Origin of the sequence: Methylobacterium sp., assembly GCF_019745455.1 — a bacterium.
Taxonomy (GTDB): Bacteria; Pseudomonadota; Alphaproteobacteria; order Rhizobiales; family Beijerinckiaceae; genus Methylobacterium.
This window is the reverse complement of sequence record NZ_JAIETD010000045.1, coordinates 1-24,961: the sequence shown is the minus strand read 5'-3', so window position 1 is coordinate 24,961 and position 24,961 is coordinate 1. Positions and strand designations below refer to the sequence as shown.

25 protein-coding genes are annotated in these 24,961 nt (G+C 68.0%); 6 read left to right on the top strand and 19 right to left on the bottom strand.

The features are described from left to right. The first annotated feature begins 121 nt into the window (after positions 1–121). A complete protein-coding gene (locus K2Y56_RS11170) occupies positions 122–349 on the top strand; it encodes a hypothetical protein (RefSeq protein ID WP_292507515.1) in 228 nt (75 codons plus the stop codon). A gap of 12 nt (positions 350–361) precedes the next feature. Here the strand turns inward: K2Y56_RS11170 and K2Y56_RS11165 are convergent, their stop codons facing one another. The 16 genes from K2Y56_RS11165 to K2Y56_RS11090 form a co-directional block, all read right to left on the bottom strand. After that, positions 362–583, bottom strand: coding sequence for a hypothetical protein (locus K2Y56_RS11165; protein WP_292507458.1), 222 nt, complete (start codon positions 581–583; stop codon positions 362–364). A gap of 96 nt (positions 584–679) precedes the next feature. Then, a complete protein-coding gene (gene recN / locus K2Y56_RS11160; protein ID WP_292507457.1) occupies positions 680–2,353 on the bottom strand; it encodes a DNA repair protein RecN in 1,674 nt (557 codons plus the stop codon). A 113-nt stretch (positions 2,354–2,466) separates the two neighbouring features. Continuing rightward, positions 2,467–3,345 carry an outer membrane protein assembly factor BamD gene (locus tag K2Y56_RS11155; RefSeq protein ID WP_292507456.1) on the bottom strand — a complete coding sequence of 293 codons (879 nt, stop codon included), beginning with the start codon at positions 3,343–3,345 and terminating at the stop codon, positions 2,467–2,469. Between the two features lie 218 nt (positions 3,346–3,563). Continuing rightward, positions 3,564–4,511: a UDP-3-O-acyl-N-acetylglucosamine deacetylase gene (lpxC, locus tag K2Y56_RS11150; RefSeq protein WP_292507455.1), complete on the bottom strand. Its 948-nt coding sequence runs from the start codon at positions 4,509–4,511 to the stop codon at positions 3,564–3,566. Between the two features lie 316 nt (positions 4,512–4,827). Next, on the bottom strand, positions 4,828–6,543 hold the full coding sequence (gene ftsZ, locus K2Y56_RS11145) for a cell division protein FtsZ (RefSeq protein WP_292507454.1): 1,716 nt from the start codon (positions 6,541–6,543) through the stop codon (positions 4,828–4,830). A 94-nt stretch (positions 6,544–6,637) separates the two neighbouring features. Continuing rightward, entirely contained in the window at positions 6,638–7,960 is a 1,323-nt protein-coding gene (ftsA, locus tag K2Y56_RS11140; RefSeq protein ID WP_292507453.1) for a cell division protein FtsA, read from the bottom strand. A 70-nt stretch (positions 7,961–8,030) separates the two neighbouring features. Next, the gene (locus tag K2Y56_RS11135; protein ID WP_292507452.1) at positions 8,031–8,987 is read right to left on the bottom strand and encodes a cell division protein FtsQ/DivIB; all 957 of its coding nucleotides are present in this window, start codon (positions 8,985–8,987) and stop codon (positions 8,031–8,033) included. Continuing rightward, positions 8,954–9,877 carry a D-alanine--D-alanine ligase gene (locus K2Y56_RS11130; RefSeq protein ID WP_292507451.1) on the bottom strand — a complete coding sequence of 308 codons (924 nt, stop codon included), beginning with the start codon at positions 9,875–9,877 and terminating at the stop codon, positions 8,954–8,956. The genes K2Y56_RS11135 and K2Y56_RS11130 overlap by 34 nt, the downstream gene beginning before the upstream one ends. A gap of 29 nt (positions 9,878–9,906) precedes the next feature. Further along, positions 9,907–10,263 (bottom strand): type II toxin-antitoxin system PemK/MazF family toxin, encoded by a 357-nt coding sequence (locus K2Y56_RS11125; RefSeq protein ID WP_292507450.1) that lies wholly within the window; start codon positions 10,261–10,263, stop codon positions 9,907–9,909. Further along, the gene (locus tag K2Y56_RS11120; RefSeq protein WP_292507449.1) at positions 10,250–10,483 is read right to left on the bottom strand and encodes an AbrB/MazE/SpoVT family DNA-binding domain-containing protein; all 234 of its coding nucleotides are present in this window, start codon (positions 10,481–10,483) and stop codon (positions 10,250–10,252) included. The genes K2Y56_RS11125 and K2Y56_RS11120 overlap by 14 nt, the downstream gene beginning before the upstream one ends. Positions 10,484–10,511: 28 nt before the next feature. Then, entirely contained in the window at positions 10,512–11,450 is a 939-nt protein-coding gene (murB, locus tag K2Y56_RS11115; RefSeq protein WP_292507448.1) for a UDP-N-acetylmuramate dehydrogenase, read from the bottom strand. Then, on the bottom strand, positions 11,447–11,983 hold the full coding sequence (locus tag K2Y56_RS11110; RefSeq protein WP_292507447.1) for a DUF559 domain-containing protein: 537 nt from the start codon (positions 11,981–11,983) through the stop codon (positions 11,447–11,449). The genes murB and K2Y56_RS11110 overlap by 4 nt, the downstream gene beginning before the upstream one ends. A gap of 7 nt (positions 11,984–11,990) precedes the next feature. Then, on the bottom strand, positions 11,991–13,397 hold the full coding sequence (gene murC / locus K2Y56_RS11105) for a UDP-N-acetylmuramate--L-alanine ligase (RefSeq protein WP_292507446.1): 1,407 nt from the start codon (positions 13,395–13,397) through the stop codon (positions 11,991–11,993). Positions 13,398–13,446: 49 nt separating this feature from the next. Further along, a complete protein-coding gene (locus K2Y56_RS11100) occupies positions 13,447–14,556 on the bottom strand; it encodes a UDP-N-acetylglucosamine--N-acetylmuramyl-(pentapeptide) pyrophosphoryl-undecaprenol N-acetylglucosamine transferase (RefSeq protein ID WP_292507445.1) in 1,110 nt (369 codons plus the stop codon). Further along, positions 14,553–15,719 (bottom strand): putative peptidoglycan glycosyltransferase FtsW, encoded by a 1,167-nt coding sequence (locus K2Y56_RS11095; RefSeq protein ID WP_292507444.1) that lies wholly within the window; start codon positions 15,717–15,719, stop codon positions 14,553–14,555. The genes K2Y56_RS11100 and K2Y56_RS11095 overlap by 4 nt, the downstream gene beginning before the upstream one ends. Positions 15,720–15,843: 124 nt before the next feature. Then, positions 15,844–16,815: a GTP-binding protein gene (locus K2Y56_RS11090; protein ID WP_292507443.1), complete on the bottom strand. Its 972-nt coding sequence runs from the start codon at positions 16,813–16,815 to the stop codon at positions 15,844–15,846. A gap of 289 nt (positions 16,816–17,104) precedes the next feature. Between K2Y56_RS11090 and K2Y56_RS11085 the strand changes: the two genes are divergently transcribed. From K2Y56_RS11085 to panB, 4 genes are all read left to right on the top strand, one after another. After that, positions 17,105–18,037 (top strand): quinoprotein relay system zinc metallohydrolase 2, encoded by a 933-nt coding sequence (locus K2Y56_RS11085; RefSeq protein ID WP_292507442.1) that lies wholly within the window; start codon positions 17,105–17,107, stop codon positions 18,035–18,037. 34 nt (positions 18,038–18,071) lie between these two features. Next, positions 18,072–18,881 carry a quinoprotein dehydrogenase-associated SoxYZ-like carrier gene (locus K2Y56_RS11080; RefSeq protein WP_292507441.1) on the top strand — a complete coding sequence of 270 codons (810 nt, stop codon included), beginning with the start codon at positions 18,072–18,074 and terminating at the stop codon, positions 18,879–18,881. A gap of 5 nt (positions 18,882–18,886) precedes the next feature. After that, positions 18,887–19,498: a rhodanese-like domain-containing protein gene (locus K2Y56_RS11075; RefSeq protein ID WP_292507440.1), complete on the top strand. Its 612-nt coding sequence runs from the start codon at positions 18,887–18,889 to the stop codon at positions 19,496–19,498. 356 nt (positions 19,499–19,854) lie between these two features. Then, positions 19,855–20,670: a 3-methyl-2-oxobutanoate hydroxymethyltransferase gene (panB, locus tag K2Y56_RS11070; protein WP_292507439.1), complete on the top strand. Its 816-nt coding sequence runs from the start codon at positions 19,855–19,857 to the stop codon at positions 20,668–20,670. 198 nt (positions 20,671–20,868) lie between these two features. Here the strand turns inward: panB and K2Y56_RS11065 are convergent, their stop codons facing one another. From K2Y56_RS11065 to K2Y56_RS11055, 3 genes are read right to left on the bottom strand one after another with little or no spacing between them, the layout of a single operon-like run. Next, positions 20,869–22,110 carry a cytochrome P450 gene (locus tag K2Y56_RS11065; RefSeq protein ID WP_292507438.1) on the bottom strand — a complete coding sequence of 414 codons (1,242 nt, stop codon included), beginning with the start codon at positions 22,108–22,110 and terminating at the stop codon, positions 20,869–20,871. Beyond that, positions 22,103–23,428: an FAD-dependent oxidoreductase gene (locus tag K2Y56_RS11060; protein ID WP_292507437.1), complete on the bottom strand. Its 1,326-nt coding sequence runs from the start codon at positions 23,426–23,428 to the stop codon at positions 22,103–22,105. The genes K2Y56_RS11065 and K2Y56_RS11060 overlap by 8 nt, the downstream gene beginning before the upstream one ends. Further along, positions 23,425–23,652, bottom strand: a complete 228-nt coding sequence (locus tag K2Y56_RS11055) for a ferredoxin (protein WP_292507436.1) — start codon at positions 23,650–23,652, stop codon at positions 23,425–23,427. The genes K2Y56_RS11060 and K2Y56_RS11055 overlap by 4 nt, the downstream gene beginning before the upstream one ends. A gap of 306 nt (positions 23,653–23,958) precedes the next feature. Between K2Y56_RS11055 and K2Y56_RS11050 the strand changes: the two genes are divergently transcribed. After that, the gene (locus K2Y56_RS11050; RefSeq protein WP_292507435.1) at positions 23,959–24,813 is read left to right on the top strand and encodes a hypothetical protein; all 855 of its coding nucleotides are present in this window, start codon (positions 23,959–23,961) and stop codon (positions 24,811–24,813) included. The last annotated feature ends 148 nt before the right edge of the window (positions 24,814–24,961 follow it).

Genomic DNA, 24,961 nt, shown 5'->3' with positions numbered 1-24,961 from the left:
CCTTCGTGCGTTTATTGTCCCGGACGACGGGCAGCTCTGTCCTCGTCGCAGAGGAAAGGCCCAGAACGGGGCTCATCTGCGGAGGTGGCGAACCGTGGCGAACGATACGATCGATGAGCCGATGGCCGATTCTCCCGAAGACGCGGCTTTTCTCGCTCTCCATGCGGAGCGCCAAGCGGTCGAACGGGACCTCGTCCTGGTTCGGCAACGCCGGCTCTATGGACAGGATTCGGAGGATGTCGCTAAGGCAGAGCGGGACGAGCCGGCGCTTCTGACGAGGCTCGACCGGATCCTCACGCAGCTCAGGGCGGCGGAGTACAAGCGCCAGCCCGGCGCGAGACGCTGGTAAGCCGATTCCGCTTCAGGCGACGCGAAGGCGGTCGCGTTCGCGGTGGCGGAGCCGGAGGAGCAGTTCGACCTGGGTATCGGTGATCGGCTCGGCGTCGCACAGCACCGCGTAGAGCGAGCGTAGCTCGGTCCCCAGGCGGGCGCGGGCATCGTGGGTGATCGTCGGCAGGCCGATCGATTGCGGCAGAGTATCCGTCTGACCCGAATCGTTGGCGCAATCCGTAATGATGTCCATGTCGCGATCCACCCAGCCGCCCTCTTCCGACTCCCGAGGCGAGCGTGAGGACCCACGGTCCGCTAACATGGTTAACAAAGCGTTAAGATTTTTTCCTCATGCGTCGGCAGCTTCGATCAGGCTCGCCGCCGCGGCGCGGGCCTCGTCGGTGACCGTCGCTCCGGCGAGCATCCGGGCGATCTCTTCCCTACGGGCCGGAGGCGCCAATGTGGCAACCCTGGTGGCGACCCGGTCACCACCCTTCACCGCGTCCTTGGCGATGAGGAAATGGGTGCCGGCTCGCGCGGCCACCTGGGGAGCATGCGTGACGGCGACGACCTGCACCCGGGCGGCGAGACGGGCGAGGCGGGCGCCGATGGCATCGGCCACGGCCCCGCCGACGCCGGTATCGATCTCGTCGAAAATGAGGGTCGGGGCCGAGCCCTTGTCGGCGAGCACCACCTTGAGGGCGAGCATGAAGCGCGAGAGCTCGCCGCCCGAGGCGACCTTCATCATCGGCCCGGCGCGGGTACCGGGATTGGTCTGCGCCCAGAACTCGACCCGGTCGAGGCCCCCGGCATCCCGCGATTCTGGGTCGCTGACGATTTCGGTGATGAAGCGGGCGCGTTCGAGTTTCAGCGGCGGCAATTCGGCCTTCACGGCGGCGTCGAGATTGCGCGCAGCCCTGCGGCGGCCTTCGCTCAGCTTGGTGGCGGCCTTGAGATAGGAGGTCTCGGCCGTCCCGAGAGCCGCCTCGAGGCCGCCGAGGGCCTCCTCGCCGGCATCCATGGCGGCGACGTCAGCCAGATAGCGCTCGCGCAGCTGCGCGAGGTCGTCCGCTGCGACGTCGTATTTGCGCGCAGCCGCGCGCAGAGCGAACAGGCGTTCCTCGGTCCGTTCGAGGTCCCGCGGATCGAATTCGGTTTCCCTCACCGCCGCATCGAGGACCGCTCGGGCTTCGTCGAGGGCGACGAGGGCCGCATCAAGTGCGGCGATGCAGGGATCGACCAGGGCGGGAAGCTGGGAGGATCGGCGCTCCAGCTTGCGCAGGGCCGAGGACAGGTGCGGCACGCCGGAATGGGCGCCGCCGGTGGCCTCCAGCGCTTCGTTCAGCTCGCGCGCCACCTTTTCGCTCTGCTGCATGATGCTGCGGCGCTCGGCGAGCTGCGCTTCCTCGCCGGCTTTCGGATCGAGGATCTCCAGCTCGGCGACGGCGTGGCGCAGAAAATCGGATTCCTTGCGCGCCGCCTCGACGCGAGCACGATGGCTGGCAAGCGCCGCTTTTGCGGCACGGACGGACTTTGCCGCTTCGCCCACCTGCGAGACCTGCCCGAGGAGGCCGCCGAAGGCGTCGAGGATGGCGCGATGCGTTCCCGAATCGGCCAACGCGCGGTCGTCGTGCTGGCCGTGGATCTCGACGAGCGAAGCGCCCACCGCCCGCAGCACCTGGACTCCCACCGGCTGGTCGTTGACGAAGGCGCGGGTGCGCCCATCCGACATCTGCACGCGGCGCAGGATGATGTCGCCTTCGGTGTCGAGGTCGGACTCGGCCGCGATGAGACGGGCGGGATGGTCGAGGGGAACGTCGAAGACCGCGGTTACGCCGCCCTGGCTCTCGCCCTGGCGCACCAGTCGGCCATCGCCGCGGCCGCCGAGGGCAAGGGCGAAGGCATCGAGAAGGATCGACTTGCCGGCGCCGGTCTCGCCGGTCAGGACGGAGAGGCCTTCGCGAAAACCGAGCTCGAGTCGATCGATCAGGACGATGTCGCGGATCGCAAGCTGGATCAGCATGCCGCGTGCGGGGCCTTGGCTGGAGGGCGTCTGGCCGCTGTTTAAGGCGAAGCGACGCGCGCTTCACCTCAAAAGATCGCCGCGGGCTTCGTCAGCGTCGCGGCGACACGCGTTTACTGCGCTTCGGCGGTGCGGCCGATGACCGACCGGTACACTTTGCTGAGCCAGGAGCTCCGCTCTTCCCGCGGCTCCAGACCACCGGACTGAAGGAGCTTGTAGGCATCCTTGTACCAGGGACTGTCCGGGAAGTTGTGTCCGAGCACGGCCGCGGCGGTCTGAGCCTCGGCGGTGATGCCGAGTGCCATGTAGGCCTCGACCAGGCGCTCGAGGGCTTCCTCGGCATGGCGCGTCGTCTGATACTTGCTGACGACGTCGCGGAACCGGTTGATCGCCGCGGGGAAGTTGCGCTTCTCCAGGTAGAACCGGCCGATCTCCATCTCCTTGCCGGCGAGCTGGTCGCGGGTGATCTGAATCTTGGCCTTGGCGTCGGCGGCGTATTCCGAAGTCGGATACTTCTGGACGAGTTCCTGCAGGCCGACGAGGGCTTTCTCGGCACGATCCTGGTCGCGGCTGACGTCGGGGATCTGCTTGTAGTGCGACATCGCCATCAAATACTGGGCGTAGGCCGCATCCTTGCTGGCCGGATGACGCTTGATGTAGCGCTGCGAGGCCGAAATCGCGTCCTCGTACTTCTGTCCCTCATAATTGGCGTAGGCGGTCATCAGCAGCGCTTTGCGCGACCATTCGGAATAGGAATACTGCTTGTCGAGGGCCTCGAACTTCTTGGCAGCAGCCTCGTAATCCCGGTCCTCCATCCTGGCCAGGCCCTCGCTGTAGAGCGTGTTGGCCGGGACGTCCGGGATCACCTCTGGCTTGTAGCGCTCGGCGAAGGGGTTGATCGAATCGAGGGCGTCGCAGCCGCCGAGGCCGAGGCCGCAGACGGCGAGCATCGCGGCCGCCAGCGCGGAGCGGTTGAGATCAGCCAAGGCCATTCCTGTCATCCCCCAACGGATACGGCCCTTCCGGCGCGCATCGTCAGCCATTGTATGAGTCTCGATCGAACGGAGCCGGCAAGATCGCCAGAATCACGGTGGGAGTCACCAGCGACAGCGGTACCGTTCACAGACGATGAACGTCTGACGGCAGATTTGGGCGCGAAAGCGGCGGCGGCGCGATACCCGCATTCGGCATGCCGGGCGTGTCTGGAATGCTACAGGTCGCCCGCGAAGGCGGCGAGGGTCAGGCCGGTGCCGAACTCGGCGATGGCGGCCTCGCGGCGGGTGCCGGCGCCTTCGAGGATGGCGTAGTTGGCCCGGTCGGCCAGGAGAGCGTCGATGATCGCGACGTTCATGCGGTGCCCGCCGCAATAGGAGCGATAGGCGCCCTGTATAGGCAGGCCGGCCAGTGCGAGGTCGCCGACCGCGTCGAGGAACTTGTGGCGGACGAACTCGTCGGCGAAGCGGAGCCCCTCGGGATTGACGACCGCGTTCTCGCCGACGGCCACGGTGTTCTCGAGGGAGGCACCGAGGGCGAAGCCCGCCTTCCAGTAGCGCTCGACGTCGCGCATCATGCCGAAGGTGCGGGCCGGCGCGATCTCGCGGCGGTAAGAGGCCGGCGTCAGGTCCATCGCCTTGCGGCTGCGCCCGATCACCGGGCTTTCGAAATCGATCTCGACGTCGAGGCGGAAGCCTCGGTCGATGGGGCGAAGCTCAGCGAAGGAGCGCTCGACCTGTACTCGCACCGTCCTGAGCACCTTGATCCAGCGGCGCTTGGCGCCGCAGCTCGTGGTACCTGCGGCGTCGATGGCATTCACGAAGGGAAGGGCGCTGCCGTCGAGGATCGGCATCTCGGGGCCGTCGATCTCGACGAGGGCGTTGTCGATCCCGAGCCCGAAGAAGGCGGACATCAGGTGCTCGATGGTGGCGACCGCGCCGCTCTCGACATCGCCGATCACCGTGCAGAGTTCGGTGGCGGAGACGCAGGCGTGATGGGCTTTGATGAGACGGTCGTTACCGCTCGAAATACCGGTGCGGAGGAAGGCGATACCATGGTTGGCGCTGGCCGGCCGGAGCGTGATCTCCACCGGGTTGCCGGAATGCACGCCGATCCCGCTGAGGGTCACCGGCGCCTTTAAAGTCGTTTGTTGGTTCGTTCGCATTCCATAGCCCCCGGCCGTGATCTGCATACCGCACTGCCGCATCATGGCAGGTGCGAAGCCCTTCGATCCGTCCGCTGCTTGAAGCCTCTGCGAGCGCTGACGGCGAAACCGCCGCGCCTTTTCTCGTTCCTCAGCCCCTATAGCCGCGCCGTCCAAAGCGTCCAAATCACGGTTTATTACGTACTGTTACAGACACGCTTTCCGATAGCGATCGCGATTCCAATTTGCCGCCAAAGACTTAACGCAAGCGAAAACCCGGGGTCCTGGAACCCCGGGGATGTTGCCTAAATGCCGCTGCGGCCTGCCGCCTGCTGGATCAGTTCGCCTGCCGTCGCAGAAAGGCGGGGATCTCCAGCTGGTCGTCGTCCATCATGCGGTTTTGCGGCAGCGCACGCCCCTGGGCGTCGAGGTGCCCCTGAGGCGCCCGATACTGCGGCACCTGAGCTGCTGCGGGACGCTTGGCGGGCTCGGCATGGACGGGCGGTGCCGGGGCGCGGACCGGAGCGGGCTGTGCCGGCTCCGCATCCTCGCGGCGTCCACCGAAGCCGACGGTCGCGAGCCGGCGCAACAGGGTCATGCGCTTCGAATCCACCGGTTGCTCGATCGGCTCCTCGCCCTGCTTGGCGCGGAGCTGGGCCTGGGCCGGCATCGGCAGGTCCTGGATCTGCGGCATGCGAGGGGCGCGGGCCACCGGCACCGCCGGGCGAGGCGGCGTGTACGGACCGGCGGCCGGCATCGGAGACGGCTCCTGCACAGGCGCCAGGGGCGGCTCGTAGGCGACGGCGGCACGCGGCTGGGTCTGGGTGAGCACGACCTCGTCGCGCACCGGCTGGGGGGCCGGAGCCTCGAACCGCACGGGCTCGGGCTTCGGCGCCATGGCCTCCGGCACAGGCGAAGCGGCCGCAACCGGTGCAGGGGCTACCTCGCCGCCGGCGGCGCGAAAGGTCGGCGCGGGCTGGCTGGCCCGCGCCCTCGCTTCCGCCCGCAGACGTTCGGCCACTTCCGCGATCCGCTGCTCGGTCTGTGCGATCTCGGTGCTGCTCTGGCCGCCATTGGCGGTGATCAGCGCCGGCTCGATCCCGGTGGCGACGACCGAGACGCGGATGATGCCGTCGAGGCTCTCGTCGAAGGTTGCGCCGAGGATAATGTTGGCGTCGGAATCGACCTCCTCGCGAATCCGGGTGGCGGCCTCGTCGAGCTCGTAGAGGGTAAGGTCGTTGCCGCCGGTGATGGAGATCAGCAGGCCGCGGGCGCCCTTCATCGAGACGTCGTCGAGGAGAGGGTTGGCGATGGCGGCTTCGGCGGCGCGGTTGGCGCGATTCTCGCCGGAGGCCTCGCCGGTGCCCATCATCGCCTTGCCCATGCCGCGCATGATCGCGCGGACGTCGGCGAAGTCGAGGTTGATCAGGCCTTCCTTGACCATCAGGTCGGTGATGCAGGCGACACCCGAATAGAGCACCTGGTCGGCCATCGCGAAGGCGTCGGCGAAGGTGGTCTTCTCGTTGGCGACCCGGAACAGGTTCTGGTTCGGGATCACGATCAGCGTGTCGACGGCGGCCTGGAGCTCCTGGATGCCGGCCTCGGCCGTGCGCATCCGGCGAACGCCCTCGAACTGGAAGGGCTTCGTCACGACGCCGACGGTGAGGATGCCCATGTCGCGGGCGGCCCGGGCGATGACCGGAGCCGCACCGGTGCCGGTGCCGCCGCCCATGCCTGCGGTGATGAAGCACATATGGGCGCCGGAGAGCTGGTCGCGGATCTCGTCGATCACCTCATCGGCCGCGGCCGATCCGACCTCGGGGTGCGAACCGGCGCCGAGACCTTGCGTGACGTTGAGGCCCATCTGGATGACGCGCTCGGCCTTCGAGGAGGTCAGCGCCTGGGCGTCGGTGTTGGCGACCACGAATTCGCAGCCGAGCAGGCCCGACTCGATCATGTTGTTGACGGCATTGCCGCCGGCTCCGCCGACACCGAAGACGGTGATGCGGGGCTTGAGTTCGCGGATATCCGGCGCTTGCAGGGAGATGGCCATGGGTGTCGAGCCTCGCGTGCCTTTCACGTTTCATTTTGACGCCCCGTCGAAGAAGAGCGCCGATTTGCTTGCGCCGGGCTTGCCCGGCTTTGGTTTAGAAGCTCTCGCGGAGCCAGCGTCCGACGCGCGAGAGGTAGCCGTCCGTTCCGGTCGCCGCGAAAGCGCCCTGCCCGCGCGGCTCGAAATGCTCCGCATGGGCGACCTGCGGGTAGACGAGGAGCCCGACGGCAGCCGAGAAGGCCGGCCCCTTGGCCGCCTCCGGCAGGCCGCGGATGCCGAGCGGACGCCCGATCCTGACCTGGCCCTGCATGATACGGCGGGTGACCTCGGGCAGGCCGACGAGTTGGCTGGCGCCCCCGGTGAGCACCACCCGGCGCCCGGCTTGGGCCGCGAAGCCGGCGCTCCGCAGGCGATCGCGAACGAGCTCGATCACCTCCTCGACGCGGGGGCGGATGATCCGCACGAGCTGCGAGCGCGGCACGTGGGTGGGGGCATCGGCCTCGTCCTCGCCGACGCCGTGGACAGCGATCATGTCCCTCTCGTCGGAGGCCGTGGAGATCGCCGAGCCGTAGAGGGTTTTCAGCCGTTCCGCCGCCGCGACGCGGGTCGAGAGGCCGCGGGCGATGTCCATGGTGACGTGGTGTCCGCCGACGGCGACGGCGTCGACATGGACGAGATGGCCGCCGGAGAAGACGCCGACGCTGGTGGTGCCGCCGCCCATGTCGACGACGCAGACGCCCATCTCGGCCTCATCGTCGACGAGGGCCGACAGGCCGGCGGCGTAGGGGGTCGCGATCACCGCCTCGACGCCGAGGTGGCAATGCTCCACCGCGAGCATGAGATTGCGTGCGGCCGCCGCCTCGCTGGTGACGACGTGGAGGTCGACCCCGAGTGCGTCGCCGATCATGCCCGAAGGATCGATCACCGCGCCCTGGCCATCGAGGGAGTAGCCGGTGGGCAGGGCGTGGAGCACGGCGCGGCCCGGACCGACGCCATGGGCGCTCGCCGTCTCCAACGCGCGCTCGACGTCGGCAGCGGTGACGGACCCTGTCCGCACCGGGACGCGCGCATCGAAGTGCTGCGAACCGATGCGGCCGCCGGAGATGTTGACGATGACCGACTGGACCTCGACCCGCGCCATCCGCTCGGCGGCGTGGACCGCCTGCCGGATCGCGCCTTCGGCGGCTTCGAGATCGACGATGGCGCCGCCCTTCAGCCCGTGCGAGCGCTGATGGCCGATGCCGATGATCCGGGCGAGGTGTGTGCGGCCCCGCAAGGACGACAGCGCCTCGGCCGGCTGCAGCTCCGCGATGAGGCAGACGACCTTGCTGGTGCCGATGTCGAGCACCGACAGAGTCGCGCTCCGCCGTGCGGAGAGCGGCTTCAGGCGGGGCGTCAGTCCGTGATGAGCGTGCATGGTGCTTACCGGACTTGTCGAGGACGGGCGGGGACGGAGAGACTGCGGTGCGGCGGGCGGATCGTGCACCTCATGTGCTGGTCCCCTTGGCCTTGGGCTTCTTCTGGAACTCCAGGCGGGCGGCGGCGGCCTCCTCGGTGAGGCGGACGACGACGCGGTCCGGCATGCGCAGGTCCACGGCGATGATGTCCTTCTCCAGGATGCGACTGTTCCGTTCGAGGCGGACGAGGCGGGCGAGGGCCTCCTGCGCACCGGTCTCGGGCAGCCGGATGTCGACGCCGTCGAGCTTCAGCGTCCAGCGCCGTCCGGAGACGTAGGTCCCTGCCTTGACGCGTTCGGCGAGAGGACCCGCCGCTTCGATGAGGGCGAGATAGTCTTGCAGGCGCAGGTTCGCGTCCTCGCCCACCACCAGCGGCAGGGAGGCGTAGCGGTCGTCCCGCATCTCGTCGATGACGGTGCCGTCGGCGGCTATCACCGACAATTCGCCGTTGCGCTGCCACAGGGCGGCGGGCTCGCGCTCGACCTGGGTGATCTGGATCTCGTTCGGGTAGATCTTGCGGACCGAGGCGCTTGCGATCAGCGGCACCCGCAGCAGGCGCTCGCGGGCCTCCTTCACATCGAGGAAGACGACGGACGAGCGGGCGTCGATTCCGGCGGCCTCCAGCACCTCGCGCTCGTAGAGCCGGGCGATCCCCGAGATGGTGACCCGCTCGACGCCGAACCCGGCGATACGGGCAAGGATGTCGAGGGGGCGCCCGTTCTCGGCGACGAAGCCGTCGTAGCGGCCGCTCGCGACGAAGCCGGAGATCGCGAGGGCGCCGAAGGCGGTGGCAAGACCCAAGGAACCAATGTGGCGCGGCAGGCGCTGCGCGAGCGGGATTCCGAAACGCTGGCGCCGGGAGGGAGAGAGACGGCGGCCGAGCACCGGAAGCCGGGCGGCGAGCCCCGAGAGGCGCGCGAGGGCTCGGCCCTCGCCGGCATAGCCGGCGCCGGTCAGCGGCCCAACGTTGCGTCCTCCACCATCCATCGGACGAGCTCACCGAATGACAGGCCCGCATGGGCCGCGATCTCGGGCACAAGGCTCGTCTGGGTCATGCCGGGTTGCGTGTTGACCTCCAAGACGACGAGGGCACCGGTTCCACCCGGTGTATCGTCGTAACGAAGGTCGGCACGGCTGACGCCCCGGCAGCCCAGTGCTTGATGCGCCGTTAACGACAACTCTTGGACACGCTGGTAAACATTTGGTTTAATTTCAGCCGGGAGAACGTGGATCGACCCCCCCTCGGCATACTTCGCATCGTAGTCGTACCACTCGCCTGAAGCAGGCTTGATCTCGATGACTCCGAGGGCCCTGTCGCCGATCACCGCGCAGGTCAGTTCGCGGCCCGCAACGTAAGTCTCGGCAAGGACTTGCTCGCCGTAGACCCACTCGTCCGAGCCGAGAATCTGTGGCGGATGCGAGCGCCCGTCGCGCACGATGATGACGCCCATCGACGAGCCTTCGGCGATCGGCTTGACGACGTAGGGCGGCGGCAGCGGGTGTGACTTCGCTGCATCGTGACGGTTAACGACGATGCCCTCCGGCACGCTCACGCCGGCCGCCTTCATGATCGTTTTGGCACGTTCCTTATGCATCGCCAGCGCCGAGGCGAGCACGCCCGAATGGGTGTAGGGAATCTTCAGGATTTCGAGCATGCCCTGAATCGTCCCATCCTCGCCGGCCGGCCCGTGCAGGGCGTTGAGGGCGACGTCGGGCTTCAGCTCGGTCAGGACGGTCGCGATATCGGGGCCGACATCGACGGGCGTGACGCGAAACCCCTCCCCTTCGAGCGCACGGGCGCAAGCGGTGCCGGAATTGAGCGAGACCTCCCGCTCGGAGGACCACCCTCCCATCAGGACGGCGACGTGCTTGGGCATGGGATGTCTCCTGGAAGGGAGGTCTAGGTTCAGGGATTGCCGATCATCGAGCGGACCCGGTCGAGGGCTCGCTCGGTCTCTTCAGGATGCAGGGCGCCGATCCGCCGAAGGACCCGCGAAGTTTCGAGGGCCGTGATCTTTATCGGCCGCAAGACGGAAGGGACGGCGAGCCCCGCCTGAGCCAAGTCCTCGATCACGAGATCGCCCGCCATCGCCGTGTTGCGCGCGCTCGTGATCATCGCAATCCAGACGAAGCCGAGGCGACCGGCCGCCTCTCCGGAAACGACGAGCGCCGGCCGGCGCTTCTCGGCGAGTCGATCCGAATATGGGAACGGCACGACGACGACCGATCCAGGGCTGAGCATGCCGACGTCAGAGGTCGGCATAGTCTTCGTCGTCGATCGGGCCGGCCCATTCGGTGAAGGCGACGAACGGATCCTCGCCCTCAAGCGGTGCCTTCTCGATGCGAATGCCATCCGGCGTGAGGAGGTAGCGGAGACGGTCCCCCGGCGCGATGCCAAGCCGCTCCCGCACCTCGGCCGGGAGAACGGTTTGGCTCTTCACCGAGACCTTTGAGTAGGCCGTTCGAATGGCACGGGCGTTCATGCGAGATCCCCGTTGCTTGACTTACGGCTTACCGTCTTACGCCAGCATTGTCGATTCCAATCCGCTTGATCTCCCAATCAAGCTCGATTCCGGAATTCTCCCGCACGCGCCGACGCACCTCCTCGCCGAGGCCCTCGATATCGGCGGCCGTGGCGCCGTCGCGGTTGATCAGGAAGTTGCAATGCATCTCCGACACCTGCGCGCCGCCGACGCGGAGCCCCCGGCAGCCGGCCGCGTCGACGAGTTGCCAGGCTTTGCCGCCCGGCGGGTTCTTGAAGGTCGATCCGCCGGTGCGCTCGCGGATCGGCTGGGCCGCCTCGCGGGCGGCGGTGACCCGCTCCATCTCCGCCTCGATCGCCGCGCGATCCCCTTCCCGCCCCTTGAACAGCGCGCTCGTGAAGATGATGTCGCCGGGCGCCGAGGAATGACGATAGGCGAACCCCATCTCGGCGTGGCCGAGGATGCGAAGGTTGCCTTGGCGGTCGATTCCGCGGGCCTCGACGAGCACGTCCGTGGTCTCGCCGCCATGGGCGCCGGCATTCATCCGTAGGGCGCCGCCGATCGAGCCGGGAATGCCACGGAAGAAGGCGAGCCCATCGAGGGAGGCTTCCGCCGCCGCCTTGGCGAGGCGCATGTCGGGCACGGCGGTGCCGGACCGCAGGCTGTCCCCGTCGATCTCGACCGAGCCGAAGGCCTTGCCGCCGAGACGGATCACGGCGCCCGGTACGCCGCCGTCGCGTACGATCAGGTTCGAGCCGAGGCCGATGACGGTGACGGGCATGTCCGGACCGATGACGGCGAGGAACGCGGCGAGATCCTCCTCGTCGGCGGGGCTGAACAGCACCTGCGCCGGCCCGCCCACGCGGAACCAGGTGAGGTCGGCGAGGGACTGGTTCGCGACGAGGCGCCCGCGCAAGGCGGGCGCACGGGCGCGGATGTCAGGAGTGATGTCGGGGAAGGGGGTCATGCGTGCTCCTCCCCTCTCCCCGCTTGCGGGGAGAGGGCCTCGTTCCCCTTGTCGGGAACGAGGCGAGCGGAGCGAAGGTGAGGGGGCTTCGTCGGAAGAGTCTCACTTGGAGAGACCCCCTCACCCTCGCCCTTCGGGCTCACGCCGGCCCCGGCAAGGGAGCCGGCGTCCTCTCCCCGCCCGCGGGGAGAGGGGGGGAGCGCTGCCAGAATCGTGTCGAGCACAACGCTGATCTCATTCATGATCTGATGATTCCAGAACCTGAGGATGCGGAAGCCCTGATTGGTCAACCAGACATCCCTGTCTTTGTCGTACGGGCTCTCGGCATGCTGACTACCGTCTGCCTCGACGATCAGCCTCGCCTCGCGGCAGGCTAAATCGACCACGTAGCGACCTATGCTTACCTGTCTGATGAACTTGAAACCGGCAAGTCGGCGGTCCCGTAGCCGATGCCATAATCGACGCTCCGCTTCGGTTTCGGTCCGCCTCAAGCGCCGGCGGAACCCCGTTTCTTCGGGGTCGCCGGAACTCATCGCGGCCTCACCCCTTCAACGCCGCCAACTCTCCCGGCAGGGCATAGGCCCATTGCGTGATCGTGCCGGCCCCTAAACATACGACGTAGTCGCCGGGCTTGGCGCGGCTTGCCACGAGACCGGCGAGATCCTCGGTGCGCTCCAGGGGCAGCGCGTCGCGGTGGCCGCGGGACTTCAGGCCGGAGACCAAGCCGTCGCGGTCCATGCCTTCGATCGGAGCCTCGCCGGCCGCGTAGACGGGGGCGACGATGACCGTGTCGGCATCGTTGAAGCAGGTGCAGAAATCGTCGAACAGCGAGGCGAGCCGGGTGTAGCGGTGCGGCTGGACGATGGCGACGACGTCGCCGTCGGTGGAGGCGCGTGCGGCTTTGAGCACTGCCTTGATCTCTACCGGATGGTGTCCGTAATCGTCGAAGATCTGGGCGCCGTTCCACTCGCCCGTCTTGGTGAAGCGCCGCTTCACCCCACCGAATCCGGCAAGCGCCTTACGGATCGCCTCCGGCTCGACACCGAGCTCGTGGGCGACGGCGAGAGCTGCGGTGGCGTTCAGCGCATTGTGCTTGCCGGGCATCGGCAGGACGAGGTCTTCCATCTCCAGGCGGAAGCCGGGACGGCGGTCGCGGATCATCACCCGGAAGCGGCTCTGGCCGCCCTTGAGGTCGACGTCGATCAGGCGGACATCGGCCTGCGGGTTCTCGCCATAGGTGATGATGCGGCGATCCTCGATATGCCCGACGAGGTCCTGCACCACCGGATGGTCGATGCACATCACGGCGAAGCCGTAGAACGGGATGTTGTCGATGAAGCGCCGGAAGGCGTCCTTGACCGCGTCGAACGAGCCGAAATGGTCGAGGTGCTCCGGGTCGATATTGGTGACGATGGCCACATCCGCCGGAAGCTTGAGGAAGGTGCCGTCCGATTCGTCGGCCTCCACCACCATCCACTCGCCCTCGCCCATGCGGGCATTGGTGCCGTAGGCGTTGATGATGCCGCCGTTGATGACCGTTGGGTCGAGGTTGCCGGCGTCGAGGAGCGTGGCGACCAGCGAGGTCGTCGTGGTCTTGCCGTGGGTGCCGGCGATGGCGACGCAGGACTTGAACCGCATCAGCTCGGCGAGCATCTCGGCGCGGCGCACCACCGGCAGGCGGCGCTCGCGGGCGGCAACGAGCTCGGGATTGTCGCGCTGGATCGCGGTCGAGACCACGACGAGGGCAGCGTCCTCGACATTCTCAGCCGCATGGCCGACGAAGGTCCGGATGCCCTTCTCGGCGAGACGCCGGACATTGGCGTTGTCGTTCGCATCCGAGCCCTGGACCGTGTAGCCGAGGTTCATCATCACCTCGGCGATGCCGGACATGCCGATGCCGCCGATGCCGATGAAGTGGATGGGGCCGAGCTTGTCGGGCAGCTTCATGGGAGCCAGTCTCGTTTAGGGCGGGGCCGACCAAGCGGACCCGTCGGAATCAGGTGCGCGCCGCCGTCGCGACGACGAGGTCGGCGAGCCGTTCGGCGGCGTCGTGAATGCCTGCGCTTTTGGCCGCTGCCGCCGCCGCGGTCAATTTTGCCGGCGTGGTGAAGAGGTCGACGAGCTCCGCCGTGAGGCGGTCGGGCGTGAAGGCCGATTGCGGAATCGCCAGAGCTGCGCCGATCGCCGCGAGTGTCGCGGCGTTGGCGGCCTGGTCCTGGTCCAGCGCGCCCGGTAGCGGCACCAGGATCGCCGGCCGGCCGATCGCAGCGAGCTCGGACACGGTCGAGGCGCCCGAGCGGCCGATGACGAGGTGGCTCCGAGCCATCCGGTCCGGCAGGTCCTTGAAGAACGGCGCAGTCTCCAGCCCGGCGAGGCCGAGGCCGAGATACAGGTTCTGGACCTCGGTGAGATCTTCGGCCCGGACCTGCTGCACGAGGTGGAGCCGCGCCCTCAGGTCGGCCGGGAGCTGGGCGATGGCTTTGGGCACCACCTGTCCCATCACGGCCGCGCCCTGGCTGCCGCCGAAGACGAGGAGATGAAGGCCGTCGACCTCGCCGAGCGCCGGATAGGCCATCTCTGCCGCCGACAGGACGGCTGGGCGCAGTGGGTTGCCGGTATGGGTGCGGGGCGCCGTCGCCTTGTCGGGGATGCCGCGTACCTCCCGGAAGCCGGTGGCGATGGCCCGCCCGCCGCGGGCGAGGAAAGCGTTGGCCCGGCCCATCACGGCATTCTGCTCGTGCAGGATCGTCGGGACCCGGAGGATCTGACCGGCGAGCATCGGCGGCACGGTCGGATAGCCGCCGAAGCCGACGATGGCGGCCGGGTTCAGGCGCCTGATCTCCTTGGCGGCGGCCCCGAAGCCGCGGCCGAGCGTGAGGAGGGCAGTCGCCCGCCTGACCAGCGAGCGGCCGGACGGTGTCGCCGACGCGATGGTGACGATCTCGGAGGCCGGAAAGCCGGTGGCGATGGAATCGACCCGCGCGTCGGTGGCGAGCGCCACCCGCAGGCCGCGAGCCCGCAGGGCATGAGCGAGGCTCTCGGCGGGAAACAGGTGCCCGCCGGTCCCGCCGGCGCAGAGCAGCACCGTCGCCTGCGCCACCGTCATCGCATCACTCCGGCCACGGTCGCCGGCGCGGTCCCGGGCGGCTTCTGGCTCAGCATCACCGTGCGCGGCCGCTTGCGGGTGAGCGCGATCAGGAACCCCATTCCGAGGGCCAGCGAGATCAGCGACGAGCCACCATAGGAGACGAAGGGCAGGGTCATGCCCTTGGCCGGCATCAGCCGCACGTTCACCGCCATGTTGATGCAGGCCTGCAAGCCGAACAATGTGGTCAACCCCGTGATCGCCAGGCGCGAGAAGGTGTCGTCGGTGCGCCGCGCCAGCTTCAGCCCGCGCATCACGATATAGGCGAAGAGGCAGACGAGGCCGAGGCAGACCAGCGCACCGAATTCCTCGCCGGTGACCGAGAAGATGAAGTCGGTATGGGCGTCGGGCAGGTGGCGCTTGGCGACGCCCTCCCCCGGCCCGGTGCCGAACCAGCCGCCGGAATGGAAGGATTCGCGCGCCCAGAACTCCTGGAAACTGTCGCCGGAATCCTTGTCCATGAAGCGGGTGATGCGCTCGCGGACATGGTGCAGGAAGCGGTAGGCCACCGCCACGCCGAGCAATCCGCCGAGGCCGAGGCCCGCGACCCAGAACCAGTGCAGGCCGGCCACGAAGAACAGCGAGCACCAGACGATGGTGATCAGCATGGTCTGGCCGAAATCCGGCTGCAGGACCAGCGGCACGATGGTGATCGGCAGGAGCAGGATGGCAAGAAGGCCGCCCGGCATGTCGCGGCGCTGCGCACCCTCGGAGAAGGCCCAGGCCGCCACGACGACGAAGGAGGGCTTCACGAATTCGGACGGCTGCAGGCCGAAGGACCCGAGCTGGATCCAGCGATGCGCGCCCTTGATCTCGGGGCCGAACTTGCCGGCCAGAATGCAGAGGGCGACGCCGACGATCCAGGTCCCGAGCGCCACGCGCCGGATATGGCGCAGGCTGAGAAACGAGACCGCCACGATGATGAGGAGCGTCGGCGCGAGATAGATCGCCTGGCGATTGAGGAAGTAGAAGGTCGGCAACCCGATCTTCTCGGCGACGGGCGGCCCACCGCCCATCAGGAAGACGAGGCCGGCCACCATCAACGCGGCGAGGCCCGCGAGCAGGCCCTTGTCGACCGTCCACCACCAATCGGTGAGGGGCGTGCGTTCCGCGCGGGACATCATGGGGAGCGCTCTCCGAACGCCGGAGACGGCCGGCGCGGCGCGATCCTGTGACGGAATGGTAAACCAATCCTTGCGAGCACCGCTCTTCCCTCTCCCCTCTGCGGGGGAGGGCTTTTCCCATCCGCTACGCCTTACACCCGAAGAACCCTGCCCGGATCGCATCGGCGTCGAGCTTGCGCCCGATGAACACCACTCGCGAGACGCGCGCCTCGTCTTCCTTCCACGGCCCCTGGAGATCGCCGTCGAGGATCATGTGGACGCCCTGGAAGACGAAGCGCTGAGGCTCGTTCGGAAAGGCGACGATGCCCTTGCAGCGCAGGATGTCGGGGCCCTGGACCTGGGTCAGGTTCGAGATCCAGGGCATGAACTTCTCAGGGTCCACCGGCCCGTCGATCCTAGCCGAGACCGATTGCATCTCGTCGTCGTGGTGATGGTGGTGGCCCTCCTCCAGGAACTCGGGCTCGATATCGAGGATGCGCCCGAGGTCGAAGGCATTGCGGTCGAGGACCGCGTCGAGGGGCACGTCGCAGCGGCTGGTGCGGTGGATCTTGGCGTAGGGGTTGATCGCGCGGATCTGGCCCTCGACCCGGTCGAGATCCTCAGCGGAGACGAGATCGGCCTTGTTCAGGAGGATGACGTCGGCGAAGGCGATCTGGTTCTTGGCCTCCGGCGCATCCTTGAGTCGGTCGGACAGCCACTTGGCGTCGGCCACCGTCACCACGGCGTCGAGCCGGGCGGCGTCGCCGACATCCTGGTCGACGAAGAAGGTCTGGGCCACCGGAGCCGGGTCGGCGAGGCCGGTCGTCTCGACGATGATCGCGTCGAACTTGCCGCGCCGCTTCACCAGGCCGTCCATGATGCGGATGAGGTCGCCGCGCACGGTGCAGCAGACGCAGCCGTTGTTCATCTCGAACACCTCTTCGTCGGCACCGACCACGAGGTCGTTGTCGATACCGATCTCGCCGAACTCGTTGACGATCACCGCGTAGCGCTTGCCGTGGTTCTCGGTGAGGATGCGGTTGAGGAGCGTCGTCTTGCCGGCGCCGAGGTAACCGGTGAGCACCGTGACGGGGATCTTCTGGGCAGCGTCGGACATGGCGGCTCTTTGCGGTTCGGATATCGGCGCGAGGGGCGCCCTTGTCGGCGATGTCATATCGTATCAGTCCCCGCCGGTGTGAAGGACGGCGGGCGGACTTACCGTCCCGTTCGTCGCGGGAACGTCATCCGACCGCAATTGGCGACGCGTCGGCGACGGCTTGACCCGCGCCGAGTTCGGACGCTTCCTCCGACCGCGTCCGAGGTCGCCGAGCACGAGCGGCCGGGAGGTGAGCGAAGGAAGTGCCCATGCCGGTTCAGGTTTCTCATGCCGAAGAGTTAACTCGTCGATGAGGATGTCGCGGACCCGCCGCGAGGCCCTGTTCGGCGGCCTCTGCCTGTGCTGCCTGCCGACGCTCGGGCGCGCCGCCGATGCCTTCGCGATGGAGGAGATCGGCCCCGGCATCTTCATGCGGCGCGGCATCGACGGCGAGGCCACGGCCGAGAACGCCGACGCCATCGCGAATATCGGCTTCATCGTCGGCGACGAGGCCGTGCTGGTGACGGAGAGCGGCGGCAGCCATGCCGACGGCGCCTGGCTTCGCGCCGAAATCGTCAAGCGTACGGCCAAGCCCATTCGCCACGTGGTTCTCACCCACGTCCACCCGGACCATTGCTTCGGCGCATCCGCCTTCGCTCAGGACTACCCGACCTTCATCGGCCATCACGGCTTGAGCGCCGCCCTCGATTCGCGCGGCGAGTTCTATCGCGGCCGCCTCGCCGAAGTTCTAGGTGCAGAGCGAGCGGGGACGGTGGTCAAGCCGACGATGAACGTGGCCGATACCGCCGAGATCGATCTCGGCGGCCGCACCTTGCGGCTGACGGCGCACGGCACCGCCCATACCAATTGCGACCTCTCGATGCTCGATACGCGCAGCGGCATCCTGTTTCCCGCCGACCTGCTCTTCGTCGCCCGCATTCCCTCGCTCGACGGCAGTCTCGTCGGGTGGCTGAAGGAGGTGGAACGCCTCAAGGGCATGGGCGCGGCCAAGGCGGTGCCGGGCCACGGCCCGACCCTCGTCGACCTCGCGCCCGCTCTGGCCGATCTCACCCGCTACCTATCGGTCCTTCGCGATGGGACCCGCGAAGCCATCTCGACCGACATGCCGATCGAGAAGGCCGTGCAGACCGTCGGGCGTGACGAGGGGGACAAGTGGCTCCTGTTCGACAGCTATCACGGGCGCAACGTCACTCAGGCCTACAAGGAGCTTGAGTGGGAATGATTGTGCGCTACACTTCACATCGAGGAGACGCACCATGAAACATCTTGCCGTGGCCTTCGGCCTATCCCTCTCGGTCCTGACCAGCCCCGCCTGGGCGCTCGGTGCGGGCGACGACGATTCCGAGAGACTGGCCCGCTGGAAGGAGATCCAGACCTCGATCTTCGGCGAGCGCAAGCTCGAGGCGACCGAGGCGATGGTGAAGATCGACGCGCCGAACCGCGCCATGGATGCCTCGCTGGTGCCGATCACCCTGACCATGCCCGAGAAGGACAAGATCACGGGGCTGCACCTCGTCATCGACGACAACCCGTCGCCCTACGCGGCGAAGTTCACCTTCGGGCCGGCGGCCGACCCGGGCGAGATCAAGCTGCGCGTGCGGGTGAACAACTACACCAATATCCATGCCATCGCCGAGACGAAGGATGGCAAGCTCCTCGAGACGGTGAAGTTCGTCAAAGCCTCGGGCGGCTGCTCGGCTCCCATGGGCATGACGGACGAGGAGGCGATGAAGGGCATGGGCGAGATGCGCATGAAGTTCGCCGGCGATGCCGCTCCGGGCAAGCCGATGGAGGCGACCCTGATGATCCGCCACCCGAACTTCAGCGGCATGCAGATGAACCAGGTGACGCGCGACTACACTCCGGCGCGCTACATCACGAAGGTCGAGGTCTCGCGCGGATCGTCCAACGTCTTCACCCTCGACGGCGACATCTCAATCTCCTCGAACCCGGTGATCGGCTTCTCGTTCGTTCCGGAGGGCAAGGAGCCGATCCGCGTGGTGGCGATCGACAACCAGAACGGCCGCTGGGAGCACAGCTTCACGGCTCCGGCCGTCAGCAACTGACCGGAATGGGCTTTCTGTCAGGCCGCGCGGCTCGCGCTATCGTGGCCATCGCCGGGTCCTTGCTGCTGATGGCGGCAGGCCCGGCGGATTCCCCGGTCAACGTGCCGGAGCCGGACGGGCTCTGGACGGGACCGGCCCGGGGCTACACGCCGGCGACGTTGCAGGGAGCGACTGTCCTCGATCTCGACAGCCTCGACGCACTGATCGCGAAGGAGAAGCCGGTTCTCCTCGACGTGTCTCTCGAGGACCATCGGCCGAAAGGCTTCCCCGAGAACCGGCCCTGGCTACCGACCCATCGCTCCCTGCCCGGAAGCGTGTGGATGCCCGGTGCAGGCGCAGCGCCCCTCGATCCCGCCGCGGAGGCGGTGCTTCTTGCCCGGATCGCCGCGCTCACCGCGGGCGACCGAACTCGGGCCGTGGTGGCCTTCTGCCGTCCGGAATGCTGGGGCAGCTGGAATCTCGGCAAGCGCCTTGTCCAGCAGGGCTACACCAATGTGTTCTGGTTCCCCGAGGGCATCGAGGGCTGGCAGGACCGTCACCCCACCGTCGCGACCAAGCCCGACCCGGATTGGGAAGCGCGGCCGAAGCCGGTCCGAGGCGAGGGAGCACAACGCTGACGACTTCGCGAGGCGATGCGAAAATTCAGCAACTTCAACGACCTCCACCCCTATGGCCATGTTGACTTCGGACGCGATGTGGCGGAAACAAGGCACGCGTCTGACGACCCGACGTTTAGGGAGAAAACGCCCACAAGGGCGGTGACTGACCGGGGACCGCGACGCCATCGCGCCCCTCGCCGAACGGCCGCTTTCATCTGGCTGGCCGCGGCCGACTTCACGATCCAATCCGGTGCATCGCGCTCGAAGGACGTGTAGAAGCGTTCCTGCGACCACTATCGCGCGGCCTCGCCCTGCACGGAGCAGAGATGTGATCCCGGCGAACGGTTCGGCATGAGAAACCGGATGGACGAGCCATGTCGCAGGTTGTGACGTCACGACGCCTTCGGGCGATCGATATGGCCGCGCGCAAGGCGGAAGGCCGCAAGATCATCGCGCTCACCGCTTATCATGCGCATACGGCGAGCATCCTCGACGAGCATTGCGATTTCATCCTCGTGGGCGATTCCCTCGGCATGGTCATGCACGGCATGGAGACAACCCTGCCGGTGACCCTCGAGATGATGATCGTCCAGGCGCAAGCCGTCATGCGGGGCACGAAGCGCGCCCTCGTCGTCGTCGACATGCCGTTCGGATCCTACGAGGCGAGCCGCGAGCAGGCCTTCATGAATGCGGCCCGCGTCCTCAAGGAGACTGGCGCCGGCGCCATCAAGATGGAGGGCGGCGCGCGCTTCGCCGAGACGGTCGCCTTTCTCGTCGAGCGCGGCGTGCCGGTGATGGGCCATATCGGGCTCACCCCGCAATCGGTGAACACGATGGGCGGCTTCAAGGTCCAGGGCCGGGGCGAGGACGGCCAGCGCCGCCTGATGGAGGACGCCCGCGCCATCAGCCAGGCCGGCGCCTTCGCCATCGTGCTCGAAGGCATCGTCGAGCCGGTGGCACGCGCCATCGCGGCCGACCGGTCCCTCGCCGCAGCCACCATCGGCATCGGCGCCTCGTCCGAATGCGACGGCCAGATCTTGGTCCTGGAGGATATGCTGGGTCTGAGCGATCGCGTGCCGAAATTCGTCAAGCGGTTCGGCAGCCTGCGCGGCCAGATCGAGGCCGCCGTGCGCGACTACGCCGAGGAGGTCCGCAGCGGACGCTTCCCGGCCGAAGAGAACACGTACTGACCGGGCATTAGTTCATTCGTTGTGATATCGACGCTGCGCCGGACAATTGAGTTCACCCGAGGCCCTGCGAGGACGCCTTGTTCCGCGAGGATCGTTCCCGGTCCCTGTGGGTCGATTTCGTCGCTGCATGATTCCTCGCCGTCTTCCATCTTCGGACTTTAGAAAGAAGCGCGCTTACCCGACGGAATGCGTGCTCGTTCATGTAATACCGGTGATCGAGATCCCAAGCATTTCCGGACCGCGAAGAGAGGCGCCGGGGCGGTAGGGCGGCGGGTCGGCGAGGAGGCGTGGATCGTGCAGGCGCCGGCACAGCGCCAGCAGCGCGATCTCCGCCTGGATCCGGGCGAGTGGGGCGCCGACGCAGTAATGCAGGCCGCCGCCGAAGCCGAAATGCTGGATGTCGGGGCGGTCCGGATCGAACCTGTCCGGATCGGCGAAGCGGGCCGGGTCGCGGTTGGCGGCCGCGAACAGCAGGATGATGGCCGTGCCTTTCGGAATGATGGTGCCGCCGATGTCGATGTCACCGAGGGCCTTGCGCGTCCGGAAGTGGACCGGCGGCTCATAGCGCAGCAATTCCTCGATCACGCGGGGCGCGCGCGCCGGCTCGGACTTCAGCCGCTCCAGCTCGTCGGGGTGGCGCAGGAGGGTGAGCATGCCGTTGGTGATGAGATTGACCGTGGTCTCGTGGCCGGCGACCAAGAGGAGGATCGCCGTCGAGATGAGGTCGACCTCGCCCATCCGGGCTTCACCGGAGGCGCCTCTGGCGGCGAGCCCGCTCAGCATGTCGCCGGTCGGGTGGCGGCGCTTGGCCTTGATCAGGGCGCGCATGTAGGAGGCGATCGCGTCGAACGCGGCGACGTTGGCCCGGCGGGTCGCCTCGTCGCCGCGCGCATCCGGCTCCAGGGCCGTGGCGAGTTGCGTCGCCCAGGCCTGGAACTGCGGCTCGTCCGCCTCAGGCACGCCGAGGAGGTCGCAGATCACCGCCACGGGCAACGGATAGGACAGGTCCTCGACGAGACAGACCTCGTCGCGGCCGCGGCAGTTCTCGATCAGCGCGTCCACCAATGACGAGACCCGCCCATGGAGCGCGCGCACCCTCTCCACGCCGAACTCGGCCATGACGAAGCCCCTGAGGGCGTCGTGAGCCGGCGGGTCCCGGAAGATCAGCGGACGGTGGGCGTTGGCGACCCGGTCCTTGAGCGGGTTCAGGAACCAGTCCTTAAGCGGATTGCCGGTGCGCGGCCGGCGCGAGGGCGGCAGGTCCTCGGAGCTGAGGCGCGGATCGAAAACGAGACTTCGGATCGCCGCGTGGGTGCTCACCACGACCTTGCCGTCGCTCTGGCGGGCCACCGGCGTCTCCCGAAGACGCGCGTAGAGCGGGTAGGGATCCGCGCGGTTGGCCGGGTCCAGCACCTGCGAGAACAGCGTGTCGTCAGCCATGCGCTCCTCCCATCGCCACGCCATGGTGCCGTGCGGCACGCGGGGGCGGGAAGCCGGGCGGCAGCGAGGTGATCGCAGGCTGGTCGTTCGCATCCCGGATCGGCGGAAACGGACGGCGGGCCGCAACACGCTCGGCATAGGCCGGCAGCCACCGCGCCTCGTCGAAGGATACGGCCGCGATGCTGCGCCCGGCCTGGCCGTAGACCGCGAGGAAGCGCCGCGCGGCGAGGGAGCCCTGCACGACAGCAAGGCTGTCGGCCCCCTCCGTCAGGCCGACGGCCTTGATGTTGATGCCGAACTGGCTCGACCAGAAGGCCGGCAGGTGATCGTAAGGCCGCTGATCGTCCGGAGCGGCCAGCATGTTGCGCGCGGCGTGGCGAGCTTGCTCGACGGCGTTGCCCCAGTGCTCGATGCTGACGAGGCGTCCGTCGTAGAGCGGGATCGGCCAGCGCGCGACGTCGCCGGCGGCGTAGATCTCCGGAACGGCGGTTCCGTCGGCGGTGAGGACGCGGCAGGCCCCATCGCAGGTAACGCCGCCGGCATCCGCCATGAGGGCGGCGGCGGCGAGCCAGCCCGTGGCGCGCACCGCGCCAAGGGCGACGATCACGAGATCCGCATCGATCGCCGCTCCGTTCGACAAGGCCACGCGGCGAACGGCGCCATCGCCCTCCAGTGCCCGCACCTGCGTCCCCGGCCTGAAGTCGACGCCGGCATCCCGGAGGCATCCGGCGATCACGCCGCCGATGGCGCCGCCGAGGGAGCGGGCGAGCGGCGTCGGGTTGGGATCGATCAGGGTGACCGGCAGTCCGAGATCCCGGCAGCAGGATGCCGCCTCGCAGCCGATCAGGCCGGCACCGACGATGACGACGCGGCCAGGATTCTTCACGAGCGCCGCACGCAGGTCGGCTGCATCGTCCCGTCCGCGCAAAGTGTGAACGCCGGAGAGCCGGGCCGCCTCCGGATCGGGCCAGGGCCTCGCCTGGGCGCCGGTGGCGATGAGAAGTCGATCGAAGCTCAGCGCGGTGCCCCCCGCCAGAGCGATGATGCGCGCCTCGCGATCGAGCTTGATCGCGGCTTGGCCGAGGTGCCATCGCGCATCGAGGCTGACGAGGTTGGGGAGTTGGGTGGCGCCGGCCGCCAACTCTCCGGCGAGCACGTGCTTGGACAGCGGAGGCCTATCGTAGGGACGGTAGGGTTCGTCGCCGACGATCGAGAGCGGCCCGTCATAGCCGTTGAGGCGCAAGGCCTCCGCACCGCGCAGGCCGGCCAGCGACGCACCGACGATGGCGATCCCTAAAGGTTCGGGCGTTCCGCTCATCGGGCGGTGCCGGGAGGGCGCTTCAGATCAATATCGGCGAACGCTACGCTGATGGCGTGCACCGGGCACGCCTCGACCGCCCGTTCGATCTCCGCCCTCTCGTGGTTCGGCGGCGCGGGATCGTAGAACAGGATCTCGCGGCCGCGCAGTTCGAAGCGACCGGGGGCCGCGTAGCAGCATTGCGCGTAGCCCTGGCAGCGGTTGAGGTCGACGACGACACGCACGATCAGGATGCTCCTACTGGATCTCGCAGGGGGTCAGGGTTCGGATCCGATCGCTCGGCAGCGCTTTCGCCGAATGCCGACGCCGGAGTGAGACGCGCACGAGCGAAAGGGCTCCCAACCGCACTGTCTCCGCCCTGTCATTCGGCGCTTCTCCATCGGAGTTGCGAGGAGCCGTGCGGTTTCTCACGCCGCCTCTCGCCTCCCGCGCGGGACCCGTAACCTGCCCGGACGCGATGGCGAGATGGCCGATAATCGGCCGAGCCGAGCGCCGTTCGGCGTCGGCCGCCGACGCAACAGGAGGCCGCCATGAAGGTTCTGCTCGCCGCGACACCGCTCACCGGACACGTCAATCCTCTGCTCGCGCTGGCCGGTCTCCTGACGGCACGCGGCGATAACGTCCTGTTCGTGACCGGGGCGGCCTTCGAGGCGAAAGTCGAGGCGGCCGGCTTGCGCTACGCGTGGATCGCGGCGGAAGGCGAGCCGGAATTCCGGGCCACGGACCTTCCCGCAGGCGCCGAGCGGTCGCGGCGGGAGTTCGAGCGCCGCTTCGTCTACGCGATGCCCGGCCAGGCGGAACGATTGCGCGCGCTCATCGCCGAAGAAAAGCCCGACGTGATCGTCGCCGGCTGCATGGTGCTCGGGATACTGCCCCTCCTGCTCGGTGCGGGACCGCGACCGCGGATCGTGATCTACAACGTAAGCTTCCTGTTTCACGATCGGCTCGACAACGCACCGCTCGGCTTCGGCCTGCCTCCCGCCAGGAATGCCGAGGACGCCGCTCGCTACGGCGCCCTGAAGGCGAGCGTCGATGTCGCCTTCACCGACCCGGTGCGCCGCTATACCGATGGACTTCTGGCCAATGAGGGATTGCCCGGGCTGCCAGCCTCGCTGACGCAATCGATCGTGACCTTGCCCGATGCCTTCGTCCAAGCCACCGTGCCGGAGTTCGAGTTCGATTACGGCCCGCTGCCGCCCAGCGTCCACTTCGTCGGCGCTCTCCCTGTGCCGGCGGTCGCCGCCGCCCTTCCGGAATGGTGGGATCGGCGCGATCCGTCGCGTCGTATCGTGCTCGTGACCCAGGGCACACTGGCGAACTGGTCTGCCCCCGTTAGGTGGCCCGGTTCAAATCTAATGCATTGCAAGCTTGTCGACCAAGCTTGAGGTGGCCGGCGAAGTGGGTTGGGGTGGCGCAGCCGGCCACGGCACGGCAGCTGGTGCCGGCGGTTTGTAGCCGTTCAACCCGGCGCCAACGAGGCGCGCCGTGGCCGGATCGGATTGGCCGCCATCGATGGGGGCGGGCACCCACGAG